This window comes from Phyllobacterium sp. 628 (assembly GCF_014189505.1).
Classification (GTDB): domain Bacteria; phylum Pseudomonadota; class Alphaproteobacteria; order Rhizobiales; family Rhizobiaceae; genus Phyllobacterium.
Window position 1 is genome coordinate 349,329 of the sequence record NZ_CP050303.1, and the last position, 22,675, is coordinate 372,003.

A 22,675-nucleotide genomic window follows, 5' to 3' on the forward strand; every position below is an offset into this window, starting at 1 on the left:
ATGGCAGACAGCTACGATTACATTATCGTCGGCGCTGGCACGGCTGGCTGCACATTGGCCAACCGCCTGTCTGAGGACAGGAACGTTTCCGTGCTTCTGCTCGAAGCTGGCGGAAAGGACAACTATCCATGGATCCATATCCCGGTCGGCTATCTCTATTGCATCTCCAACCCGCGCACCGACTGGTGCTTTTCCACCGAGGCCGAGCCCGGTTTGAATGGCCGTATTCTGAATTATCCGCGTGGCAAGGTGCTGGGTGGCTGCTCTTCAATCAATGGCATGATCTATATGCGCGGGCAGGCCCGCGACTATGACCTCTGGCGCCAAGATGGCTGCACCGGCTGGGGCTGGGACGACGTGCTGCCCTATTTCAAAAAGTCAGAAGATTATTATCAGGGCAAAAGCGAATTTCACGGATCAGGCGGTGAATGGCGCGTGGAAGAAGCCCGCCTGCATTGGGATATTCTCGATGCTTTCCGCGACGCGGCGGAAGCAGCAGGCATCCCGCGTACCGATGATTTCAATCGCGGCGACAATGAAGGCAGTTCCTATTTCAAGGTGAACCAGAAGCGTGGCATTCGCTGGAATACGGCAAAAGCTTTTCTGCGTCCGGCGCTGAAACGATCCAATCTGACAGTTGAGACGGGCGCCCATGTGCGCAGGCTTATCCTCGATAATTTGAGAGTCACCGGTGTCGAAATTGAGCAGGCCGGCACTATCCGCACAGTCCAATGCCGACGTGAAGTCATTCTTGCTGCGGGTGCCATTGGCTCACCGCAGATTCTCGAACTTTCCGGTATTGGCCGTGGCGATGTTTTGCAGAGCGCCGGGATTAGGCCGGTGCTCGAACGCCGCTCCGTTGGGGAAAATCTGCAGGACCATTTGCAATTGCGCTGTGCTTATAAGGTCTCGGGCATTCCTACCCTCAACGAAAAAGCCAACCGTCTGCTCGGCAAGGCGTCCATCGCACTGGAATATCTGTTCAACCAGTCTGGCCCCATGTCGATGGCACCCAGTCAACTGGGGGTATTTACACGCTCGGATCCGTCTTTCGCGACCGCCAATCTGCAATATCATGTGCAGCCGCTCTCGCTGGAAAAGTTCGGCGAGAACGTCCATCCCTTCCCGGCCTTTACCGCAAGTGTCTGCAATCTTCGCCCCGAGAGCCGGGGCTCTGTGCATGTCAAATCGCCGGATCACCGCGCGCATCCTGCCATCAGACCAAACTATCTGACGACGGAAGCGGATCGGCGTGTAGCCGCCGACTCGATCCGCATCACCCGCAATATCATCGCTCAGAAGCCATTGCAGCGTTACAAGCCGGAAGAGTTCAAACCCGGCCCGCAATACGAAAGTGAAGCCGAGTTGATCGAAGCTGCCGGTGCCATCGGCACGACGATTTTTCATCCGGTCGGCACCTGTCGCATGGGCGCTGATGCAGAGTCGGTTGTCGATCCGCAATTGCGGGTACGGGGCATCAAAGGATTGCGTGTTGCCGACGCTTCCATCATGCCATCGATCACATCAGGCAATACCAACTCACCAACCATCATGATCGCAGAGAAAGCGGCGGAGATGATTGAGCAGGTTTGAATTTCTTCGTGCTTGAGCCTATGTGATCTCTTTGCTATCATTGAGATCAATGGAGGCATAAATGGCCGGAAACCTGCACGTCAGAAATCTTGACGACGATCTGATTATAAAACTCAAGCTTCGGGCAGCCAGACATGGCCGATCAGCCGAGGCAGAACATCGAGAAATTTTACGCCAAGCCTTGGAAACTGAGGTCGACTCATCGTTCGATGAACTTGCCGAGCAGCTGCGTAAGCTTACAGCGAAACGGAAACAAACTGCTTCAGAAGTGCTGTTACGCGAAGGGCGTGACGAGCGCTGATGGAGACCCTGATTATCGATGCCAGTATTGCTATCAAATGGGTCGTTGAGGAAGATGGAACGGATCAGGCACTCAAACTGCGTGGCCGTTACAGATTTGCTGCTCCGGAACTGCTCGTTGCTGAATGCGCAAATATTCTTTGGAAGAAAGTACAGCGAAATGAGCTTGTAGCGGATGAAGCAAATCTTGGCGCCCGTTTGCTCCAGCGCGCGGACATTGAACTGATTGGCATGCGCGGGCTCATGGAGCAAGCGACGATGCTGGCCATTTTACTCGGCCACCCTGCTTATGATTGCATCTACATTGCGCTTGCCCAGCATCAAAAATGTCGGTTTGTCACTGCGGATGAAAGACTGCTTCGGGTCATCAATCATAAGGCAACAAAAGAGCTGGCCGCACGTTGTGTATCACTCGACGAAATTGACTAGTTTCGTCTGCGAGGGATCATGCTCTAAAAACTGAACGGCAGGATTTTTAACTGAGCGCCTTTGCCTATTCCTTCAGGCGGCGCAGGTAGAGGAGAAGCTCTCTGCACCATTGCGATAGCCGCCTGATCATATTCAGCGTTCCCAGAAGATTGCCCAATGGTCGCAGATTGAACGGTTCCATCGGCACCGATTAAGAGACGAACTGAAAGTTTGATATTACCCCGTGCATCAATTTTTACAGTTCTTTTGTAACGCGCCAAATGCCGGTTCAACTTAGAATTCCATTGCTGTGCCTCCGCAGCAGAGGCCGATCGGGAAACACTTGGCTGCGATTTTGCTTCCTGAACCGCTTCAGCTTTCACAGTGGCAACCTGTGGTTTGACCGGTTTACGGACAACCTTCTTGGGAACATCCTTCTTGGGCTGATCCGGGTTCTTCTGTTCGGGTCGTACAACCGGGAGAGGCACCTCCACCTTTGGTAATTCGACAACTTTTTCCGGCTGAATTTCTTCCGGAATAGCCTGTTCTTCAGGTACAGGCTCTTCGACGGGCTCCAGCGGCTTTTCAGGCTGAATCTCGGGAGCCATGGCTTCCTGAACAGGTTCCGGTGTCACTTTCTCAGGCTCGACGGGTGGTGTTTCCGCAACGGCTTCCGGCACGACAGGCGCAGGCAATGGCTCCATATCGATCATCACCGCGGCGGCAACTTCGCCATCGGATGCATCGGCTTGATAATTGAAACCGTACCATCCCGCCCCGGCATGAACGCCAATCATCACAAGCCCGGCAGCCGACCAGAGGCCAACTTCGCGCCAGCTCAGTTTGAACTGTCCTACCCTTGGAGCGATTGGTCTGACAGGCATTATTGCGCGCTTCCAACTGGCTGAGCGGCAGGGGCAGCGCGCGGCGCGGCGGGAGCGCTCTCCAAACCAACCAGCGCAATCTTCAGATAGCCATTGTCACGCAGAGTGTTCATCAAATCCATCAGCGCGCCGTAATCGACGGCACGGTCTGCACGCAGGAAAACGCGGGTTTCCTTGTCGCCCTGTGTCTTCTGATCAAGAAAGGCGCCAATCGTTTCCTTGGTCACCGTGTCATTGACAATGGCAATCGTGTGATTTTCCTTCAACGTGAGAAAAAGCGGCGTTTCAGGGCGTGTAGCCGGTGGCGCCGTTGATGCAGGCAAATCGACATTGATATCGACGGTTGCCAGCGGGGCAGCCACCATGAAGATGATCAGCAAAACCAGCATGACATCGATAAAAGGCGTCACGTTGATTTCATGGTTTTCCTGCAGATCATCGTCGGATGCGTTGTGCCTGATGCCGCCAGCCATAATCGCTACCCCTATTCTGCAGCTGCGGCCCGTGGCTGATGAGCCACCGGCACGAGGGCATAATCGACATCGCGGCTGACAAGCCGTTCAACCCCGGCAGATGCATCTGCCAAAAGCTGCCGATAACCAGTGATGGAACGGGCAAAGACATTGTAGATCACGACGGCGGGGATCGCTGCAACGAGACCAATGGCTGTTGCCAGCAGCGCTTCAGCAATGCCCGGTGCGACGATAGCGAGGTTGGTTGTCTGAGATTCCGAAATGCCGATGAAGGAATTCATGATGCCCCATACGGTGCCAAACAAACCGACAAACGGTGCAGTCGATCCGATGGTTGCTAGCACGCCCGTTCCACGGCTCATGCGACGGCCGGCCTGCGCCTCGATACGCGAAAGGCGCGAAGCCACACGCTCCTTCAATCCGTCCGCGCCCGCATAGGGCTGCGCTTCATGTGACATGCGAACTTCTTCACGTGCTGCATTAACGAGCTGCGCACCCGGTCCGCCACGTCCCTCCAGAGCCTGCTCGGCATCACGCAGTGAGCGCGCATTGCCAATAGCATTGAGGGCGCGGTAAGCGCGGACACGTGCACCGGCTAGCTCAAGCGTCTTGGCGAGCCAGACCGTCCAGGTGATGAGCGACGCAAAAGCCAATCCGATCATTACACCTTTCACCACCCAGTCGGCGGCCATGAACATGCCCCATGGTGAAAGATTGTGCGGCAAAGTCAGCTTCGCACCAGAGGCCGGTGTCGCTGCAACTGCAGGCTGTGCAGGTGCGGGTGCGGGTACAATGGGCGCTGTCGCCGGAATTGTCTGGGGTGTTGGCGTTATCGGGGCAACTTGTGCGGAAGGCACAGGAGCAACCGGTTGCACTTGAGTTGGCTGTGGAGCGGCCTCCTGAGCCAGAGCCGGTGACAACAGAAGGCCAGGAAGCAGCAGCGCCGATCCAAGAGCGCCTACCCGCAAATATGCTGCAACGGTGTTCATTATCGGAAACGTTGATTTGCTTGTGCGCATAGCCTTGCGATCTTTCACTTCTGTCGCCACGGCGACGATGGAACCTTGGGAGTGGCGCTTTTATCTGGATGGAGCGGCTTTAATATTTATGAGTATAATAATCAACTATTAACTGCCGCAACCCCTGTTTTAACCGGGAGACATTTCACACTCAGTCGTCCCGGCGCGCATTGTCGCCATCAAAGCCGCGACGCCAGTATGCGACGACCAGATGTTTCTCGCGGTCGTGTTTGCGTTCTTTGCGCAGATAGGAGCGGATCGCCTTGAAGTCGCTGAATTCACAACCGGCCCAGACAAACGTGTCGGGAGACAATGTTGCGGCATCAAGTTCCCGAACAATTTCAGCGAGCTTTCCGGTCGTTCCCGCCGCTGCTCCATTACGAAACTCCCAGCGGTAATCTATAGTCGCGGATGTTGGGAAATCCTGCTGATCCGCCAGACTGTCTATTTCCAGAATGACTTTTGCCTTGGCGTGCGCAGGCAGCGTTTCCAAAATTCGTCCAATGGCGGGCAACGCGGTTTCATCACCGACAAGCAAATATTGCGGCGCTTCTTCCACGCCGCCGCCACCGGGGCCGGTCATGCCGACAATATCGCCAGGCTTGGTATTCAGCGCCCATGTCGCGCCGGGTGTGTTGCCGCCGGGGTGCACAACCATATCGATATCAACTTCGCCGTGCGCCACATCGATGTTGCGGATCGTGTAAACCCGGGCAATCAACGCATCCTCTCCATTCGGCCAGACCGGACGCCCATCCCGCCCCATGCTGGGCCACTTCGGTGCCCTTCCCTCTGGAGCAAACAATAACCGGATATGCAGGCCACCCGTTGCAAACCGGGCAATATCATCGCCCCGCAAAGTGACGCGGCGCATATGCGGCGTCAGGTCACGAGCGGAGACCACGCGCATCTCGCGGAAATAGGGCAGCGTGGTTCCCGAGAGCCCATCGCCATTCCATGACAGATGCGGCTTCTCGCTACCGGCAATATCAAGAATATTATCGGCGAGGATCATCCGGACATAGGCGAGCGATGTTTCATCATCCGCTTCAACGTCGAGGGAAAGCACATCCCCCGCAACCAGCAACCGCGCCTTGCCGTAAGGTGTTTCAATACGGCCTTCCAGCGGATCACGGTCCACTCGCGAATATTCGGCATACAGCGCGCAAAGCTTGTCGAGCATATCTACCGGCGCCTGAAGTTTAACCGCAGCAGAGCTGCTCAGAACATGAGGCACGACAGACATGGCATTCTCCTGGCAATTTCTCACCGGATGCATGAGCCTAAGACTCTTAGAACGGTGATGCCGGGACATTAGTAAAATATGATTTATTTAGTCAAGTATTAAGACAAAAATTCTGCCCGCCAAATCTGCGCCGCTTATGCAGAACCCGCGCTTTTCCTAAAAACTCAGAACTTTCCGACCACGTTGAGGAATACACCCTGATCATTGAGCGTCAAATCTCTCAGATCATCGGAGAACGAGCCGAAATTGTAGCCAACGCCGACCTTGAAGTTTTCACCGACATGCCGGTAGAGAGCAACAAGTGCGCCAAAGTCCGTGGTCTTGGCCTCCGGCATGTGCAGCACGCGCCCTTCCAGCAGTCCATCCCAATTCTTGACGATGTGCAGGTCGGTGCGAATGATCCCAAGGTGAGCTGACGATGTCTGCCACTCGTCAAACTTGTCACGATCACCTTCAAGCAGACGCTGGCGCACCTCGCCATAACGGAAGCCGTATTTGCCACCGACGGAAAGCCACGGGAACAGATCGTAGGTAAAGTCTGCCGACATGATGTGGCTGCGTTGTGACGGACCATACTCGTCACCGGTTATTGCGCTGACCTGATTTTCGCCCGGCGCATCATACAGCCAGGTATATTTGAACAGGGCATTCAGCCGGTCATTGTCAACAGGCCGATAGGCATAGCCAAAGGATGCCTCAACATAGTTGCCATCGCGGAAAGAGCTCTCCGAGCTTGAATCCGAAAGAACAGCATCAACATTGACCAGCATACGCCAGTTATCATTGGTCTTGTAATTCAGACCCGTGGCGAAGAGATAGGTGTTTCTGTCCCGTGTGCCGTCATCGGAATCTTCGAAGCGGGCTTCACCGCGGACACGCGCCGTAATCTTGTCATTGTCTTTGTATCCGACCGACAAGGAGACAGCTTTGCGGTCAAAGTCGGAACGGTCAAGACCGGTGCTGGGATCGATCGTATCGTCCTGGATCGTTCCGGCTTCAAAGCCGCCATCGACCGTCCATTGCTTGTCGGGCGTGTAAACGACGCCGTAGGATTTTGTGATGGAGTCGCGCTGACCGAACAGATCGTAATTGTTCTCGGCATAGGCCGACCAATATTCGTCAAACTTGCGCCGTGCGCCGAAGACGATGGAACCCTTGTCAACGCCAGACAGATCATAGGAGCGCTCCAGATCAAACGCCCTGTCAGGATCGAGACGATAGCCAAAATAGTAACTGTCGTCCGCCGTGGGATTGTAGGTTATAGCCGCCAGCGCGCCTACACCGGTTTCACCATAGGACACTTCGCCTTCAAGACCGATCTTGTCGGTGAGCTTGAATTTGGACCCCACACCGATGCGGTCACCGCGATCGAGATCGCCCGAATAAGCAACAGTCGCCTGACCAAAACCGTAATAGGTGTGATCCGCATCCGGCGCATATTCCAGCCGCACACCCAGATCCACACGTGAGCCGTTATAACCGTCCTTGCGGATCGAAGATGCACGCGGATTGGATATGTCGATATAGCTGACACCGAACGAGGCTTTCCAGTATTCGTTCAACTGCTTGCTGACCGATGCTGTTCCCTTGCGCTTGGTGCGCCCGCCGAGTTCACGGCCGTCAAATTCGCTCCGGGCATTGGATTCAACAAAATCGTCATAGGTCAGGTTCAGCTTGACGTCCTTGGTCACATCCACATCCGCGTGGGCACCCCAGATGCGCTGATCAACGGAGATCTGATCGGACAGCGTCGAGAAACCGGCCTGCTTCTGTTCGTAGTAAGCGCCGACTGTGCCCTTCATACCGCTCTTGGTAATATCCTCCAGAGCCACCTGCCCCTTGGCTCTCCAGGCGACAGCGGCACGGTTCCGCGTTCCGGTTGTATCGATATCGCTCAGCGTCAAGCCGCCATCCGTGGACCGCGATGAACCAAAGCCGGGGCCCTTGGAATGAGAAATTTCTCCTTCAAGGAAGGTTTTTTCCGAGTGGCGTATCTGGATGTCGGCACCATAGGCCTGCTGGTTGGCAAGACCCGTGTTTTCGTTCATTCCGGTGACACCGATACGAACCTTGTCATCAAACCATTGCTGCGCACGGCCGCCATAGACATAACCGTCAAGATCGCCTGCCAGCGGTGTAAACTCATACTGGGAGATGAGGTAAACCTTATTGCCGCCCAAGGCACCTTCGCGCACGGGACTATCGGTTACCGTTGAGGATGACAGCGGCCGCTTCAAAATCAACATGCCCTGCAGATAGTCGAACGAATAATCTTCGCCATAGCGCAGCGAACGGCGCTCTATCACCTGATTGGTGGTTGAATCACGCACTTCAACAGTCACGGTTTCCGAACCGACAGTGATATCCTGCCGGCGCATGAAGTAAGCCGATCCGCCTGTACCAAGAAATTCGTCACGCTGCGGCAGCGTGTCGGGCTGCGCGGCATAGAGCGTTACTTCGGTCTTGCGCTCACCAAAAGGCGTGGTGGCTTCCGATCGGTAAACACCGCTTGCACCATACAGAGCCCGTTCGGACCGCATGAATTCCGTGCCTTTGATAATGGCTTTGTAATTGCCCCACATCACATGGCTGTCGCCGCGATCGAGGCGGACATAGAACTTGCCATTGGTCGGTGCATCATCGACAACCGTCGAGTCGTCGCCATAGATCGGATAAAACTCATTCGGATCAAGCCGGCGCAACAATTGACGCGGGTCCTTGGCATCCAAGCCGCGGAAGAGGTTTCCGAGTTTGTCTTCGCCCGTATCCCCGGCAGCAGTCAGCAGATACTGACCTTTGATCTTGCCCTTCAGATAGAAGGCCAGCCTGCCCTTTGTATAAACATCGTCATATTCACCGGAGCGGACAGTTTCGATGTTTTTGTCGCCGAACCGCTTTCCGACAGTCAGGTCAGCGAGAGCAACATAGAACCAGTCGTTCTTGGGAATGTTGATCTGACGCTTGAAATCAAGCGCACTGCCCTTCAACGAGCCAAGCACTGCAACATCCACATCGTGATCGCCCGGCGGCAATATGCGCTGCATCACAAAGGCATGGTCAGGGTCGATAGGTATGGTGTCGTTCAGCGCGCGGACCTGATACCCCTCGGGAACGTTGCGGCCATAAACGGTAACCGCACCACCATAGATCTGGATGTTGCGCAACGCAGTATTGTCTTCACCCATACCGGGCGCTACCGCATCGGTAACCTTGCCCTGATTTTCCGGCGGGAGTTCCCGGTCGGTGCGCGCAAGCGGGCGCGCCATGGTTTCATCGTAGCGGCCCTTGTCATCATAAACGCGCAGGACATATTTGAAACGGGTCTCGTCGTTCTTTGTCTGCGGCATGACCCATCCGGCTTCGCCATTGACGGCAACAGGAATGACCGCGGCAGGCGTTTCAGTGACCTGATCCTTCCCTTCAAAGATACGGATTTCCGAGCGGGTGATAAAGGCCGGATAGTTGGACGTTGCGAGGAACCGGACCGGTTCCCCCACGCGATAAGACCGCCTGACCGGCGTGGTCGAGACGTTCAATACCGGTTTGGTATCGAGACCGTCGAACTTCACCTGAATGTCGACAGCGCTCAAACCCACATCGGCTTTGCGCTGGCGGTCCGGGGTCTTCTCGGCAGATACCTGAGCTGGCTTCGCTGGCGCTGCACCGGGTTTTTCCGGCTTCTTGCTTTCGACAACCGGTTCGCCGTCAACACTGATCGAGAAGGGAATATTTCCGGCTTCGCCGGGTTTTTCCTGTTCGACATTGGGGGCAATGCGCGCGCCTTTGACGGCGACGCTGCTGTCAAGAACCTTGCCGCGCAGCGCAGATGTGCAGGCCGTGTCGAGGCACTCCTGCTTCGGAGCCTGTTCCTGTGCACGCGCCGGAACAGCGGCAAAACTTGCACCAACAATGGCACAACCGGCGAGCAGCAAACGGCGGCGCATACCAATATCCAAAGTGGATGTGTTACGAACCTTTGAGTTAACGCGGGTCATTTTCATTGGCCTGCCTCCACGCGTGTCTCAATGTTCAGTTCGTAGTCTCCTCCAACCGTTTTCCATCGTTTTGCGACTTCCTCCTGAACCGCGTCCATACGCTGTTTGGCGAGGTCCTTGTTCGAGTTCGCGGCGTAGCTGATCCGCAGGGTTGATGGTTTCTCCTTCAGCACGCTGATGAGCTGATCAACACCCTTGCTCCACTCATTCTTCAGCTCGCTATTTCCGGGCTGGAACGCTTCATCCTTTAGGTCGAGCCGCACAACACGGCCAAGCGATGCACCGAAATTCAGCGATGACATCTTGCCTGCGGTGAGACGGATGACACGCGGATTTTCTGTCGTCAGGCGATAGCCGGTCGGCAACGTACGTGGATCAAGCTTCATGATAAAGTTGGAACCGATGCGCGAATCCGGAAGATCGGCACAGGCCACGTGGAAGCGTCCGAACTTGTCCGTTGTAATAAGCAAGCCGCGCACCGTGGCAACGCGCACGCCCGGCAAGCCCGGCTCGCCATCGTCCTGATAGCCATTGCCATTCAAGTCATCGAACACTTTGCCGACGATGTCACCGCAATCGAATACAGGCTCAACCATAATCTCAACGGATGCGCTGGCCTCCGGTGCAAGCGAATTACCGCCCGGTCCTGTGACACGCGCCCTGTTCACATGCTTGCCCGGCCCGGCCGTGCTCAATGCCAGCATCTGCAGACGAATGACCACTTCAGCCTTCGGTCCCAAAGCTATGTTTTCAAAGAAGACATTCAGACCGTTGACAACCGGCGTGACAGCCACGCCGTTAATCGATGCTGATCCCTCGACATAGCGGAAACCGGAAGGCATGCGATCAACGACATTCACCCCGCCAACATTGCTGTTGGTCTTGTTGGTGACCTTGATGGTGAACGGTGCCTTTTCACCACGCCTTATCTGACGCAGGCCAGCCTGCTTGGTAATCGTCACATCGGAAGGCTGCGCGGCGGGAAGATCGATGAGCGACTTGGCTTCAGCCGCATCGATGGCCGTTCCGCCGCTGGCACCGCCACGATAGTAGCCGCGAGCTGTCGCCTTATTCAGAACGCCGTCCTTGACGCCTGCAGCACCATCCACATCGGACTGAGCCAATGTATATGTCGCGGTGAAGGTATGGTTTTGGCCGGGCGCGATAGCAGTCAGCCCCGGTGAGAACGCACCGAGTTTGTTGGCTGCTGTTTTCCCGTTAAAAGTCGGACCGGCATCGATCGGGGCAATGTCGTTGACAACCACATTGCCGACATTTGTCACCACGAAATTGTAAGTGATTGTATCGCCGGCATCGATAAATCCGTTGCCATTGACGTCACTGACCTTCCCCGTCTTTGTAACTTCGATTTTTGGATCCTGCTGGATCGGCGAAGTGACCGAACTCGGCATACTGGTGATTGCGGCGCCGCCGCTGGACGGTGTGCCCGAAGCCGTGGCTGAATTCACCACTTGCCCCGCATCAAGATCCTGCTGTGTCAGCTTGTAGCGAGCTGTGAAGGTCGTGCTATCCGTCGTTCCCGTCGTAAGCAATGCGATAGGCCCGCCAGAGACGACCACATTGGGCAATGTGTCGGCGAGCGTGACATTTGTCAGATCCACGTTGCCCGTGTTGGTCACGACAAATGTGTAATCAATCGTCGAGCCGACCGTGCTTCCCGATGGCGTTCCGCCGGTTTTAACGACAGTCAATGTGGCAACCGGGGTCACCGGTGTGGTCACCTGACTAGGAGGACTGACAATCGGATTGCCACCCGTTGCGGGCGTGCCAGATACCGTTGCCGAGTTTTCGACTTTGCCCTTGTTCAGATCAGCCTGCGTCAGCGTGTAACGCGCCTTGAACGTCGTGGTATCCTGCGCACCAGGTGCCAGATCAATGGGTCCGCCTGTGAGCACGATGCCCGCAAGGCTATCATTCAGCGTGATACCGTTCATCGTGACATTACCGGTGTTCTTGACGATGAAGGTGTAATCGATCGTCGAACCAACTGTATTCCCGGATGGAGTTCCAGCCTTTTTCTCAACCGTCAGCGCCGGGGAAAGTGTTGCCTTGGCTGTAGCCGTTACTTCCGGCGACGTAGTGGTTCCATCGGTCGCCTTGGCTTTGTTGGTGACTGATCCAGTATCAAGGTCAGGCTGCTTGACCGTATAAGTGCCTGTGCAGGTAAGGGTAGCTTTTGGCGCGAGACCGCCCACCGGTAGAGCGGGGCAATTTACGGCGGCAATCTTGTCGTCCGCAACGGAAATCGGCTGCGTGATCGTCACATTACCGCTGTTGGTCACCAGATAGCGGTAGCTGACAACACTGCCCACGGCCGTATAAGGATCACCAGCAGTTATCGACTTCACCATCGTTAGTGCAGGCGTTTTTGTTGCCAGCGCCTTCGCTTCAACCTCTGGCGAAACCGTTGTTCCGTCAGTGGCTGTTGCTTTATTGGTGACGGAACCGGCATCAATGTCTGTCTGCGTCACCTTATAACTTGCGGTACAGGTCAGCGTCCCCTTCGGGATAAGACCGCCCGCGGGTAATGATGGGCACTGCACAGCATTGGGTGCTGTGATCTTGTCATCGTTAACCGAAAGCGGCTGTTTGATGGTGACGTTACCGCTATTGGTGACCACGTATTCATAGGTCACCACATCTCCCGTCACAGCATAGGGATTGCCTGACGTTATGCTCTTGACGAGAACGATCGCCGGAGCCGCCGTGATAGTTGACGTCACGCTGCCAGTCGCGCTGACAAGTTTGCCATCCAGCGTAGTGCCCGTTGCGGTAACTTTGTTCTTTACTGACCCAAGATCGACGTCAGCCTGAGTGAGCGTATATTCGGCAGTGAAGGTCGTGCTGTCCACAGCCTTCGGAATGAAGGTGTTGATCGCCGTACCATTCAGCGTAACGCCAGCGAGCTGTTCAGAAAGCATCACATCTTTCAACGTCACATTGCCGGTATTCTCAAGTTTGAACGTGTAGCTGATCTTCGACCCAACAGTGTTGCCCGTCGGCGCACTTGCCGTTTTCACAATCGTCAGCGCTGGTGCCGACGTGATTGGCGTCGAAACTTTGCTATTGCCCGTTACCGCTGCGCTGTTAGCGGGTTTGCCAGTGGCAGTGACTTCGTTGTCAACTTTACCCGCGTCGATGTCCCTCTGCTTAAGCTTATAACTAGCTTTGAATGTCGTGCTATCCTCGGCACCGGGGATCAGATCAATCGGACCACCGGTCAGCACAATATCAGTCAGCGTATCGGTGAGCGTGATGCCCTTCAGCGTCACGTTGCCCGTATTCTTGACGGTGAATGTGTAATCAATGGTCGAGTCGATAATATTACCGGAAGGAGGACCGGCAGTCTTCACCACCGTAATGGCAGCGGCAGATGCGATAGGCGTTGAGGTACCGCTTGTACCAGTTACGTCAGCCCCGGTCGGTGGTGTACCTTTGACACTGGCCGCATTGTCGACCTTGCCAGCATCCACATCATCCGTCTGTTTGAGCGTGTAGGTACCGGTACAGGTTGTTGTTGCATTTGGCGCCAGTTCCGTCACTGCGCAAACTGGCGGTGTCGGAAGTTTCGTATCGGTAACGGCAATGGCCTTCAGCGTCACATTACCGGTGTTCTTGACCGTGAAAGTATAGACGATCGTCGAACCTGCGGTATTGCCCGATGGCGGGCCTGCCGTTTTGACCAGCGAGATTCCGGCAGCGGAAGTAATCGTCGATGTCACCGTGCTATCGTTCTTGACCACGATACCATTCGGCGCTGTGCCGGAGCCGGTCACAGTGTTGATGACCAAGCCTTTATCGATATCTTCCTGTTTGAGCGTATAGCGCGCAGTAAATGTCGCCGTGTCCACTGCTCCGGGTTCCAAAGTCGCGATCGCATTTCCGGACAGTACGACACCCGCCAGCTGATCCGAGAGCATGACCTGTGTCAGCGTGACATTGCCCGTGTTTTCAATCCGGAATGTGTAATCAATGGTCGAACCAACGGTATTGCCGGATGGCGTGCCTGCGGTCTTTTCTACTTTCAGAGCGGGTGCAGCGGTAATCTGCACGGTCGCCTGATCTCCCGCTGAGACAGCGGCCCCCGTGGGCGGCGTGCCGCTCACCGTAGCCTGATTAACAACACTGCCGGTATTCACATCGCCCTGGTCCAGCGTATAGCTGCCGGTACAGGTTGTGCTTATGCCGGGTTCTAGTGTCGTCGCGGCGCATGTCGGAGCAACGGCCAGTTTTGTATCGGTAATGGCTATTCCTTTGAGGGTCACATTGCCGATATTCTGCACCGTAAAGGTGTAGGGAATTGTCGAACCTTTGACGCTGCCGCTTGGTATACCCGCAGACTTCTGAAGCGAGATACCGGGAGCTGAAGCCACCGGAGTCGATGTGGTTGAATTGTTGCTGGTTACAGATGGTGCGCCCCGCGACGGCGTACCCGTGGCATTGGCTGTGTTGTTGACAACACCGGCGTTCACTTCCGGCTGCGTAATGGCGTAGGTGCCTGTGCACTGTGCGACGTCTTTCGGATCAAGCGCAGTCTTGTCGCACGTGATCGATGCGATCTTGACGTCATGCACGACAATCGCGGTGACCCTCACATTGCCGGTATTGGTAACCGTGAATGTGTACGGAATTGTCGACCCCTGACTTTGTCCCGACAAGGTTCCTGCCGACTTCACTATAGACAAGGCAGCAGCGGCCGGAACGTTTGTGGTAAAACTGTCAGGCGGGCTAGTGATCTTTTGATTGGTCGGCGTAAAGCCGGAAGCCGTCGCTGTATTGGTGATCGTGCCGTTTTCGATATCCGCCTGCGTCAGGGTGTAATCCGCAGTGAATACTTTGCTCTCGCCCGGCTGCATGGTGTACGGGCCACCGCTGACATCAACACTGATCCGGTTGTCGGCCACATCGACAAGCGTCAGCGGGATATTGCCGGTATTGGTCACTGTAAAGGTGTAGTGAACAATCGATCCGGCCGTATTGCCTGTTGGTGGAGTCGCCGTCTTGACGATGACCAGCGAACCCTCTTCCGGGATGATCTTCTCAACGGTTGATGGCGGACTGATCACAGACTTGCCGGTCGCCGTCTGACCTGCAGCAGTCGCAGTATTTGTGACCTTGCCGGCATTGACGTCAGCCTGGGTCAGCGTATGTGAACCGGTGCAGACTGTCTGCGCACCCGGCGCAAGCGACGTCACGGGACAGGAAGCCGCCGCATCGAGCTTACCATCGCTGACAGCGATGTTTGTCAGTGGCAGATTGCCGTCATTCTTTACCGTAAAGGTGTAATCAATCTTCGAACCAGCCCTGTTTTGGGCAGGTGTCCCGGCAACCACCGCTTTGACGATGGACAAGGAAGGCTTTTGCTCAAGCAGCGTATCGGTTGAACTTTGCAGGCTTGGAACCGCTGTTTCGTTCGTGTCGGTACCCGATGCCGTTGCGCTGTTGGTCACATGGCCGCGATCAATGTCAGCCTGCGTGATTGTGTAAACACCGGTTATTGCCGAGCTGGTTTGATTCACTGCCAATGTGGCAATCGGGTTGCCTGAAAGGACAACACCGGCGAGGCTTTCTGTTACCGTGACGTTTGTGAGCGGCAGATTACCCGTATTTGTAACCGCAAATGTGTAAGGGATGGTCGATCCGACAGTGCTGCCCGTTGGTGTTCCATGGGTCTTGACCAGCGTCAATTGCGGCGTTTGTGCAATGGCGACAATCGCACTGGCGCTGGCATCAACGGAAGCGCCTGCGGCCGTCTGTCCAGCGGCTGAAGCAGTGTTTACCACCTCGCCCTTGTTCACATCCGCCTGGGTCAGGATATACGTGGCCGTGAATACATGTGTATCACCCACCGCAAGAGCCACAGGTCCACCTGGAACCGTTACCAGCGGATCTGTAACATTGACATTGCTCAATGGCAGGTTGCCGGTGTTCTTAACCGTGAACGTATAAACAACGGTTGAACCAGCCGTATTGCCGGATGGCGTTCCAGCCGTTTTGACCAAACTGATGTTTGGCTCTGCTGCAATCGGCGTTGTCGTGCCGGATGAATTACTGTTGACGGGTGACGTACCGCGCGATGGCGTGCCGCTTGCAGTCGCCGTGTTCACCACCTTGCCGGCATTCACCTCGGGCTGCGTGATGGCGTAAGTGCCCGTACAGGTCGTTACCGCTTCCGGCACAAGCGAGGTAGGATTGCATGTAACACTCGTCAATTTCGGATCATTGATCGCTATATTTGTGACAAGCACGTTACCCGTATTGGTGACTTCAAATGTATAGACAATCGTTGAGCCTGCGGCATTGCCCGACGGCGCAGCGGCGCGCTTGACCAGCGACAAAGCTGGTGCCGCGCTGATCGTCGTTGATGTTGTCGATGGCGCGCTGGTGAAATCAGCACCGCCACCCTGCGGTGTACCTGTCGCAGTCGCGCTGTTGTTGACAACGCCCGCTTCAATGTCCGCTTGGACAAGGGTGTATGTCGCCGTGAATGTGGTCGTATCAACAGCACCCGGCACGAATGTCGGGATCGGACCACCGGCCAGAATGATGTTTGGCAAAAGATCCGCGACTTTCACGTTTGTCAACGTCACGTTGCCGGTATTTTCGATCCGGAATGAATAGGTAATCGTGTCGCCCACCCGGTTGCCTGTGAGGGCTCCGGCGGTCTTGACGATGGTCAGGTTCGGCGTGCGGGTGATCGGCGTCGCTGTGGTATCCGGTGTGCTTGTCACGCTAGCACCGGTCGGAGACGTTCCCGTTGCCGTTGCGCTGTTAGTCACCGTTCCGGCGTTAACTTCGCCCTGTGTAATCGTATGGGTGCCTGTGCATGTCGTGTTTGCACCGGGAACCAATGTCGTTACAGGACAGGTAGCAACTGCATCCAGTTTCGCATCGTTGATCACAAGTCCGGTCAGCGTCACATTGCCCGTATTAACAACGTTGAATGTATAGCTGATCGTTGCGCCTGCAGCATTACCGGTCGGCGTTCCCGCTACCTTGTCGATGGTCAATGCAGGTACGCGCGTAAGTGTTGTATCTGTCGTGGACGGGCCGCCAGTAATGGCCGGTCCGGACGGCGGCGTGCCGCTCACCGTTGCCGAGTTGCTGGCCCTGCCGGCGTTCACTTCCGCCTGGGTGATGGTATGCGTACCCGTGCATGTCGTGCTGGCATTGGGCGCAAGTGTGGTTGCCGCGCAGACCGCAGCCGCATCCAGCTTTGCATCCGTGATTGCAATCGTCGTCAGCGTTACGTTACCAGTGTTCTTGACCGTAAACGTATAGGGAATTGTCGACCCCGCCGTATTGCCCGTCGGTGTTCCCGCAACCTTGTCGATGGTGATTGACTTCGACTGGGTGATCGGAGTCGTGGTGGTTGACGGCGTGCTTGTAACAGGGCCCGTTGGCGATGTGCCCGTAGATGTCGCCGAGTTGGCGACCTGACCGGCATTAATATCGGCCTGGGTCAGCGCATAAGTGCCTGTACAGGTGGTGTTTGCGCCCGGTGCCAGCGTCGTTACCGTACAAACCGGCGCAGCCGGAAGCTTCGAATCGTTCACGGCAATATTGGTCAATGTCACGTTGCCGGTGTTTGTTACTGTGAACGAATAGGCGATCGTTGATCCCGGGGTGTTGCCTGTCGGTGCACCTGCGGACTTCGCGATTGCGATTGATGACGAACGTGTCAATGGCGTGGCTGTGCCATCCGGGGTGCTGATCGCCTTGGGTCCGGTCGGCGGTGTGCCATTGGCAGTGGCGCTGTTATCCGCAGTTCCCGCATCAACCTCAGCCTGCGTGATCGTATGCGAGCCAGTGCAGATCGTGCTGTCGCCCGGCTGCAATGTCGTCGCCGGACAGGTGGCAGGACTGCTCAGTTTCGCATCATTGATGCCGACGGATGTTAACGTGACGTTGCCGGTGTTCTTCACGGTGAACGTGTAGGCAATGGTACCGCCCGCTGCATTGCTAGTTGGCGTGCCTGCGGCCTTGTCGATCGTCAGCGCCGGTGCGCTGGCAAGCGGGGTGGCTGTGGTGCTTGGCGGGCTGGTGATGGCGCCACCGGTTGGCGGTGTCCCACTCGCAGTGGCACTGTTGTTCGATGTTCCGGCGTTTACTTCCGCCTGCGTAATCGTATGTGTACCGGTACACGTTGTGCTGGCATTCGGTACAAGCGTCGTTGCAGCGCATGTTGCGGCGGCATCCAATTTCGCATCGTTGATGACAACCCCTGTGAGGGTGACATTGCCTGTGTTTTTCACCGTGAACGTGTAAGGGATCGTCGATCCGGCTGTTGCTCCAGTTGCAGTACCCGCAACCTTGTTGACGGTCATCGATGCGGAGCGGGTTAGCGGCGTATTGACAGTTGAAGTACCGCTGTTGACCGGGCTGCCATCAGGACCTGTCGTGGTTGCACTTGCCGTATTGTTGGAGGTCCCGGCATCGACTTCGGCCTGGGTGATCGTGTGGGTACCGGTACAGGTGGTTACTGCACCTGGCGCCAGTGTCGTCTGCGCGCAGGTGGCACCCGGCGCATCAAGCTTTGCGTCGTTAATAACCAGAGTGATCAGCGTGGTGTTGCCGGTGTTTTGAACCCGGAAGGAATAAGCAATGGTTGAACCTGTGGTATTGCCCGATGGCGCACCCGCAGTCTTCACAATGGAAACCGAACCAGTCCGGGTGAGCGGTGTTGATGTCGTGCTGGGACCGCCATTGACGGGATCACCGGTTGGCGGTGTGCCACGCACCGTTGCACTATTATCAACCTTACCGGCGTCCACTTCAGCCTGAGTGATCGTATGCGTACCGGTGCAGATCGTGTTGGCATTCGGGGCCAGCTGCGTAACGGGACATAACGGACCTGGAGCGGGAATCTTGGGGTCAGTGACCACGATGGATTTCAGCGTCACATTGCCGGTATTCGTTACGGTAAAGTTATAGTTGATCGTCGAGCCCGCCGTACTGCCACTCGGCACGCCTGCAGCCTTCGCAATTGTTATTGTAGGGGTGGACGCAATCGTTGTCGTCGTCGTGCTTGGCGGCGTTGTGATTGGTGTCGCACCACCGGGCGGTGTGCCTGTTGCGGTCGCGCTGTTTGTGACAGTGCCCGCATCCACTTCCGCCTGTGTGATCGTGTGCGTGCCCGTGCAAACCGCGCTGGCACCCGGTGCCAGCGGCGCGGACGGACAGGTAGCCGCTGCGTCCAGCTTCGGATCGGTGATCGACGATGGTGTAAGCGGAACGTCGCCGGTATTCGTAATGGTGAAGCTGTACGTAATCTTCGATCCAGCTGTTGTTCCAGTTGGCGTACCCGCGCTTTTTACCATCGTCATGGATGGGCGTTTTGGCGTGTTGGTAAAGGTACACGTGATGTCGTCACCCGCTGTTGGGGTAACAGAGAAACTTGTCCCGGCTCCCGACGGCAATGTCGTCGTTGCCCCGGACTTGGCATTTGTACAGGCGATCGTACCGCCATAGAGTGCGATAGGGCTGGAGCTGCCGCTCGCCATCGCTTCTGAAAGCGTGTAGGCCGTGCCAACCGAAATATTGGAAAGCTGAGCCTGACCATTGGCCGCTGCACCTGCGCCTGTCGTATCGACGGAAACCGGCCCATTGGCACCTGCAATCGTCAGCGCAAACTGATCGCTTGCCGCGACACGTGTTCCGGTCAATGCCTTCTTCACGGTAAGGCGCGCATCGTCATCGAGGATCGTGTAGGTCGAGGTACCGTTGGCAGCGGCGCCACAGGACGTCGCACTGGCAATCGTGTACGATCCTGGATTGGCCGTCATCGTAAACACGATTGTTTTGTTCGGTTCGATGACAGTGTCATTGACGATTGAGACGCCGGTCGCAATGGTTTGCGTACCGTCGTAATCACCGGCAGGGATGGTCACGTTAAATGTGTTCGTCCCGTTTGGCGTGGTGTAATCGGTCGTCAGTGCGGCTGTACCACTAAGTGTTACCTGTACTGTTATTGCAGAGGTCAGAGTACCCGCAACGCGGAAGGCAGGCAGGTTCGCGGTCGGGATGCTTTCGGCACCCGACGCGCTTCCGGGCTGGAATTCCACGTAAGGCGACAAGGTAATCTGAATGTTATCAAGAAAGTTGCCGACACTGCCTGAATTAAGCGATTCAAATCCAAGCGTCTGCACACCTGAGGCACCGTTATATGTGTAGGTGCCACTTCTGTTGAACCACGAACTTGCATTCGCATCCGATCTGGAGATCTGCGTCGTCGCCCCCGTGGGTGTCGAAGCAATGTTGAACGAGATGCTTTCTGTACCACTGGTTGCCCGGCGGCGATGCGAAAACTGCCAGTTGAAGCGTTCACCACTGACAAGGCAAACGTTCTGGTACAGACGCGAAGAGACGTTCGCATTCAACTCAACGAACTGCGACCCCTGTGCCGCTGGCACGCCTTGGAACCCGCTGCCCCAAAACTCCATCAACCGCCCGGTCGATGCAACCGGCTTGGTTGGGCAACTGCTGCTCGTTGCGGCAGATGGATGTGTTGTTTCCCAACCCGGAACCTCGCTGTCAGGGAAGAACGCAATACAGTTTGTTCCGCCCAGATTGGGGCTTTCAAAACCTTGGTTGATGAAACTGCGCTGAACCTGCCCGTAAGCAAATTCGGGCAATGCTGCTGCAAAGAAAAGCAATAAAAAAGCAAAGACAAATGGAAGACGCAGAAGGTGTTTTTGAATGATGGTTGCGCCGCCGTATTCCAATTAATCCTACCCCGTATTAAACTATTTAAAATTGAACAGGAAAAACTGTTCAACCGTAGATTGAACAATCAAACGCAAAAAAGCCGCGCTCAAAAACGCTGCAACATAAAAAAATACGCAACCCCTGCCCCAAACTGCGCAATCGGCAGTTGTGAGTCACGATAATAGTGCACCCAAGAAGTAGGGGTCAAGGGGAAATTGGATTTTGCACCGATTTCCGGTATAAATTTCTACTAATATTTTACTTTTGAAATTTTGCGCGCGAGCGAGGCGTTTTGCCTGAGCAAATCCGGGTTAATCTTTAATATATTAAAAATATATCATCTGCCGTGATTCAAATACGAATAAACTAGATTCAAATATTATCCACGCTCCAACGGCAATATTATAACGATACATATTATAGTAATACAAATGGTATGGATGCTTTGCATATGACAAGAATTAATGATTCTTGGCCGATTTTTACGACGCTCGCCAATCGGAATTTGCATAAAAATGGGTCTATTTCGCTTGAAATCGGGTGCTCAAATGATCCGGGAGAAGCCGTGCAATCAGATGGCGGATCATCGCAATATATCCGGCTCGCGGGTCAGCGATGGCCTCACACCTCACCCGTCCGCGCGCGGTATTAAAAAGCACAAAATATCTGGATTACGCAGACCGATCTTTGCCGGTTAAGAGCTTTATTTCGGCAACCGGCTAACAAATATCAGCATTGGTGCGTGACCTTAAACGATACCCCAGGCGCGATACCGGCCCCGGCCCGTCATCTCGCGTACACCCAGCTCCGCAACAAGATTGAGCGCACCGCGTGACGTCACCTTCAATTCTTTGGCGATCAGCGCAGTCGAGACCATGGGGCGCGACAGAATCAAATCGATCATACCCGGCAGACTTGAGGTGGAACGCCGGTCCTTCAATTTCCGCTCCATCTGCACTCGCGCGAGACTGAGGCGGTCAATTTCCTTCAGATTGGCAATAGCCGATGTTTGTGCGGCTTCCAGAAAGGCCGATAGCCGCGTGTTACGGTCACGCGCACGGCGGCGGTCACGCGGGATTGTTCGCAAACCGGCATTGAAGGCCGCCAGATGGGCGCGCGTTTTCGACCGTTCGCGCAGCATCGATGCGACAAGCATGGGCCCAAGCCAATGCTGATGTTGCAATGGCTCGATATCTTCCCATGCATCCCAGAGCAGCGCAGCCGCAAGCATCGGCGGCAAATCGCGGGTCCGGTCAAGCACGGCGTACCATTGCTCCAATCGTCTGTCTTCGTCCCAGTCAGGATCATAGACCAATGGGTCGCCATCCGGCGTCACGTCACTGGCCGAAGCCTTTCTGTTTCTGGATGCTTTTTCCGGGTGTCCGGCTTCCGCCGGTTGCTCGTCAGACGAGGGCTGGTTCAACAGACGCGCCGACCGGTCAAGCAAAGCATCGAGCCGCGCCAACTCCTCCTCGAAAGCATTTTCAGCTTCGGAGCTTGGTTCACTCTCATTGTCGGGTTCCGGGCGTATGACGCGTTCATTGACAATGGGCGCGAGCAGCGTGTCAGTACCCCAGCGGCCACGCAGACTGGCAATACCTTTGGGACTGAGTGCCCATTGCGCCGGACTGGCAGAAATCTGCCGGCGCGTTCGCAAGATGGCATGCGCCCGGGTCAATTCGTGCGTTGGGGTACGGATGTCCATCCGGGCATCATGCAGCACGAGGTCTTCGACATGAACAAGTTCCCCCGACAGCCAGAGCGAATTGCAGGCTTCCATAAAATGCGAACGCGCAATCCAGCCCTCGTTCTCACGCAGGAGTCCATCTTTTGATTGACGGCTACCCAACTCACCAAAGTCACCCTTGCGCGCTACGCGCTCATCCAGCCGCGCCAAGGCATCTTCGGCAGCAACAACCGGGCGAAGCAGATCTTTGAGTGAGTAGTCCGTAGAATCATAAGTCATTGAAATAATGATAAGGGAATAGTGAAAGTGAAGCTATTGCCCGGTCCATAAAAGAAAACTCTT

Annotated in this window: 10 protein-coding genes; 3 read left to right on the top strand and 7 right to left on the bottom strand. The window is 55.6% G+C overall.

Going from position 1 to position 22,675, the window contains the following annotated elements:
- From HB779_RS24215 to HB779_RS24225, 3 genes are all read left to right on the top strand, one after another.
- Positions 1–1,593 carry a GMC family oxidoreductase gene (locus HB779_RS24215; protein ID WP_188346459.1) on the top strand — a complete coding sequence of 531 codons (1,593 nt, stop codon included), beginning with the start codon at positions 1–3 and terminating at the stop codon, positions 1,591–1,593.
- Positions 1,594–1,654: 61 nt separating this feature from the next.
- Positions 1,655–1,894 carry a hypothetical protein gene (locus tag HB779_RS24220; protein ID WP_188346460.1) on the top strand — a complete coding sequence of 80 codons (240 nt, stop codon included), beginning with the start codon at positions 1,655–1,657 and terminating at the stop codon, positions 1,892–1,894.
- On the top strand, positions 1,894–2,322 hold the full coding sequence (locus HB779_RS24225; protein ID WP_188346461.1) for a type II toxin-antitoxin system VapC family toxin: 429 nt from the start codon (positions 1,894–1,896) through the stop codon (positions 2,320–2,322). The genes HB779_RS24220 and HB779_RS24225 overlap by 1 nt, the downstream gene beginning before the upstream one ends.
- Positions 2,323–2,345: 23 nt before the next feature.
- Here the strand turns inward: HB779_RS24225 and HB779_RS24230 are convergent, their stop codons facing one another.
- The 7 genes from HB779_RS24230 to HB779_RS24260 form a co-directional block, all read right to left on the bottom strand.
- Entirely contained in the window at positions 2,346–3,185 is an 840-nt protein-coding gene (locus tag HB779_RS24230) for a TonB family protein (protein ID WP_188346462.1), read from the bottom strand.
- Entirely contained in the window at positions 3,185–3,658 is a 474-nt protein-coding gene (gene exbD / locus HB779_RS24235) for a TonB system transport protein ExbD (RefSeq protein ID WP_188346463.1), read from the bottom strand. The genes HB779_RS24230 and exbD overlap by 1 nt, the downstream gene beginning before the upstream one ends.
- Before the next feature lie 11 nt (positions 3,659–3,669).
- Positions 3,670–4,647, bottom strand: coding sequence for a tonB-system energizer ExbB (gene exbB / locus HB779_RS24240; protein WP_244642868.1), 978 nt, complete (start codon positions 4,645–4,647; stop codon positions 3,670–3,672).
- Between the two features lie 181 nt (positions 4,648–4,828).
- A complete protein-coding gene (locus tag HB779_RS24245; RefSeq protein WP_188346464.1) occupies positions 4,829–5,923 on the bottom strand; it encodes a siderophore-interacting protein in 1,095 nt (364 codons plus the stop codon).
- Between the two features lie 164 nt (positions 5,924–6,087).
- Positions 6,088–9,924, bottom strand: coding sequence for a TonB-dependent receptor (locus HB779_RS24250; RefSeq protein WP_244642871.1), 3,837 nt, complete (start codon positions 9,922–9,924; stop codon positions 6,088–6,090).
- Entirely contained in the window at positions 9,921–20,573 is a 10,653-nt protein-coding gene (locus tag HB779_RS24255) for a DUF11 domain-containing protein (RefSeq protein ID WP_188346465.1), read from the bottom strand. Before HB779_RS24255 ends, HB779_RS24250 begins: the two co-directional genes overlap by 4 nt.
- Before the next feature lie 821 nt (positions 20,574–21,394).
- Positions 21,395–22,612, bottom strand: coding sequence for an RHE_PE00001 family protein (locus HB779_RS24260; protein WP_188346466.1), 1,218 nt, complete (start codon positions 22,610–22,612; stop codon positions 21,395–21,397).
- Between the last annotated feature and the right edge of the window lie 63 nt (positions 22,613–22,675).

Coding starts and splice junctions, on each gene's coding strand:
- HB779_RS24250 (WP_244642871.1), bottom strand. CDS start 9,924: ATGAAAATGACCCGCGTTAACTCAAAGGTTCGTAACACATCCACTTTG.
- exbD (WP_188346463.1), bottom strand. CDS start 3,658: ATGGCTGGCGGCATCAGGCACAACGCATCCGACGATGATCTGCAGGAA.
- HB779_RS24220 (WP_188346460.1), top strand. CDS start 1,655: ATGGCCGGAAACCTGCACGTCAGAAATCTTGACGACGATCTGATTATA.
- HB779_RS24225 (WP_188346461.1), top strand. CDS start 1,894: ATGGAGACCCTGATTATCGATGCCAGTATTGCTATCAAATGGGTCGTT.
- HB779_RS24260 (WP_188346466.1), bottom strand. CDS start 22,612: ATGACTTATGATTCTACGGACTACTCACTCAAAGATCTGCTTCGCCCG.
- HB779_RS24245 (WP_188346464.1), bottom strand. CDS start 5,923: ATGTCTGTCGTGCCTCATGTTCTGAGCAGCTCTGCTGCGGTTAAACTT.
- exbB (WP_244642868.1), bottom strand. CDS start 4,647: ATGAACACCGTTGCAGCATATTTGCGGGTAGGCGCTCTTGGATCGGCG.
- HB779_RS24230 (WP_188346462.1), bottom strand. CDS start 3,185: ATGCCTGTCAGACCAATCGCTCCAAGGGTAGGACAGTTCAAACTGAGC.
- HB779_RS24215 (WP_188346459.1), top strand. CDS start 1: ATGGCAGACAGCTACGATTACATTATCGTCGGCGCTGGCACGGCTGGC.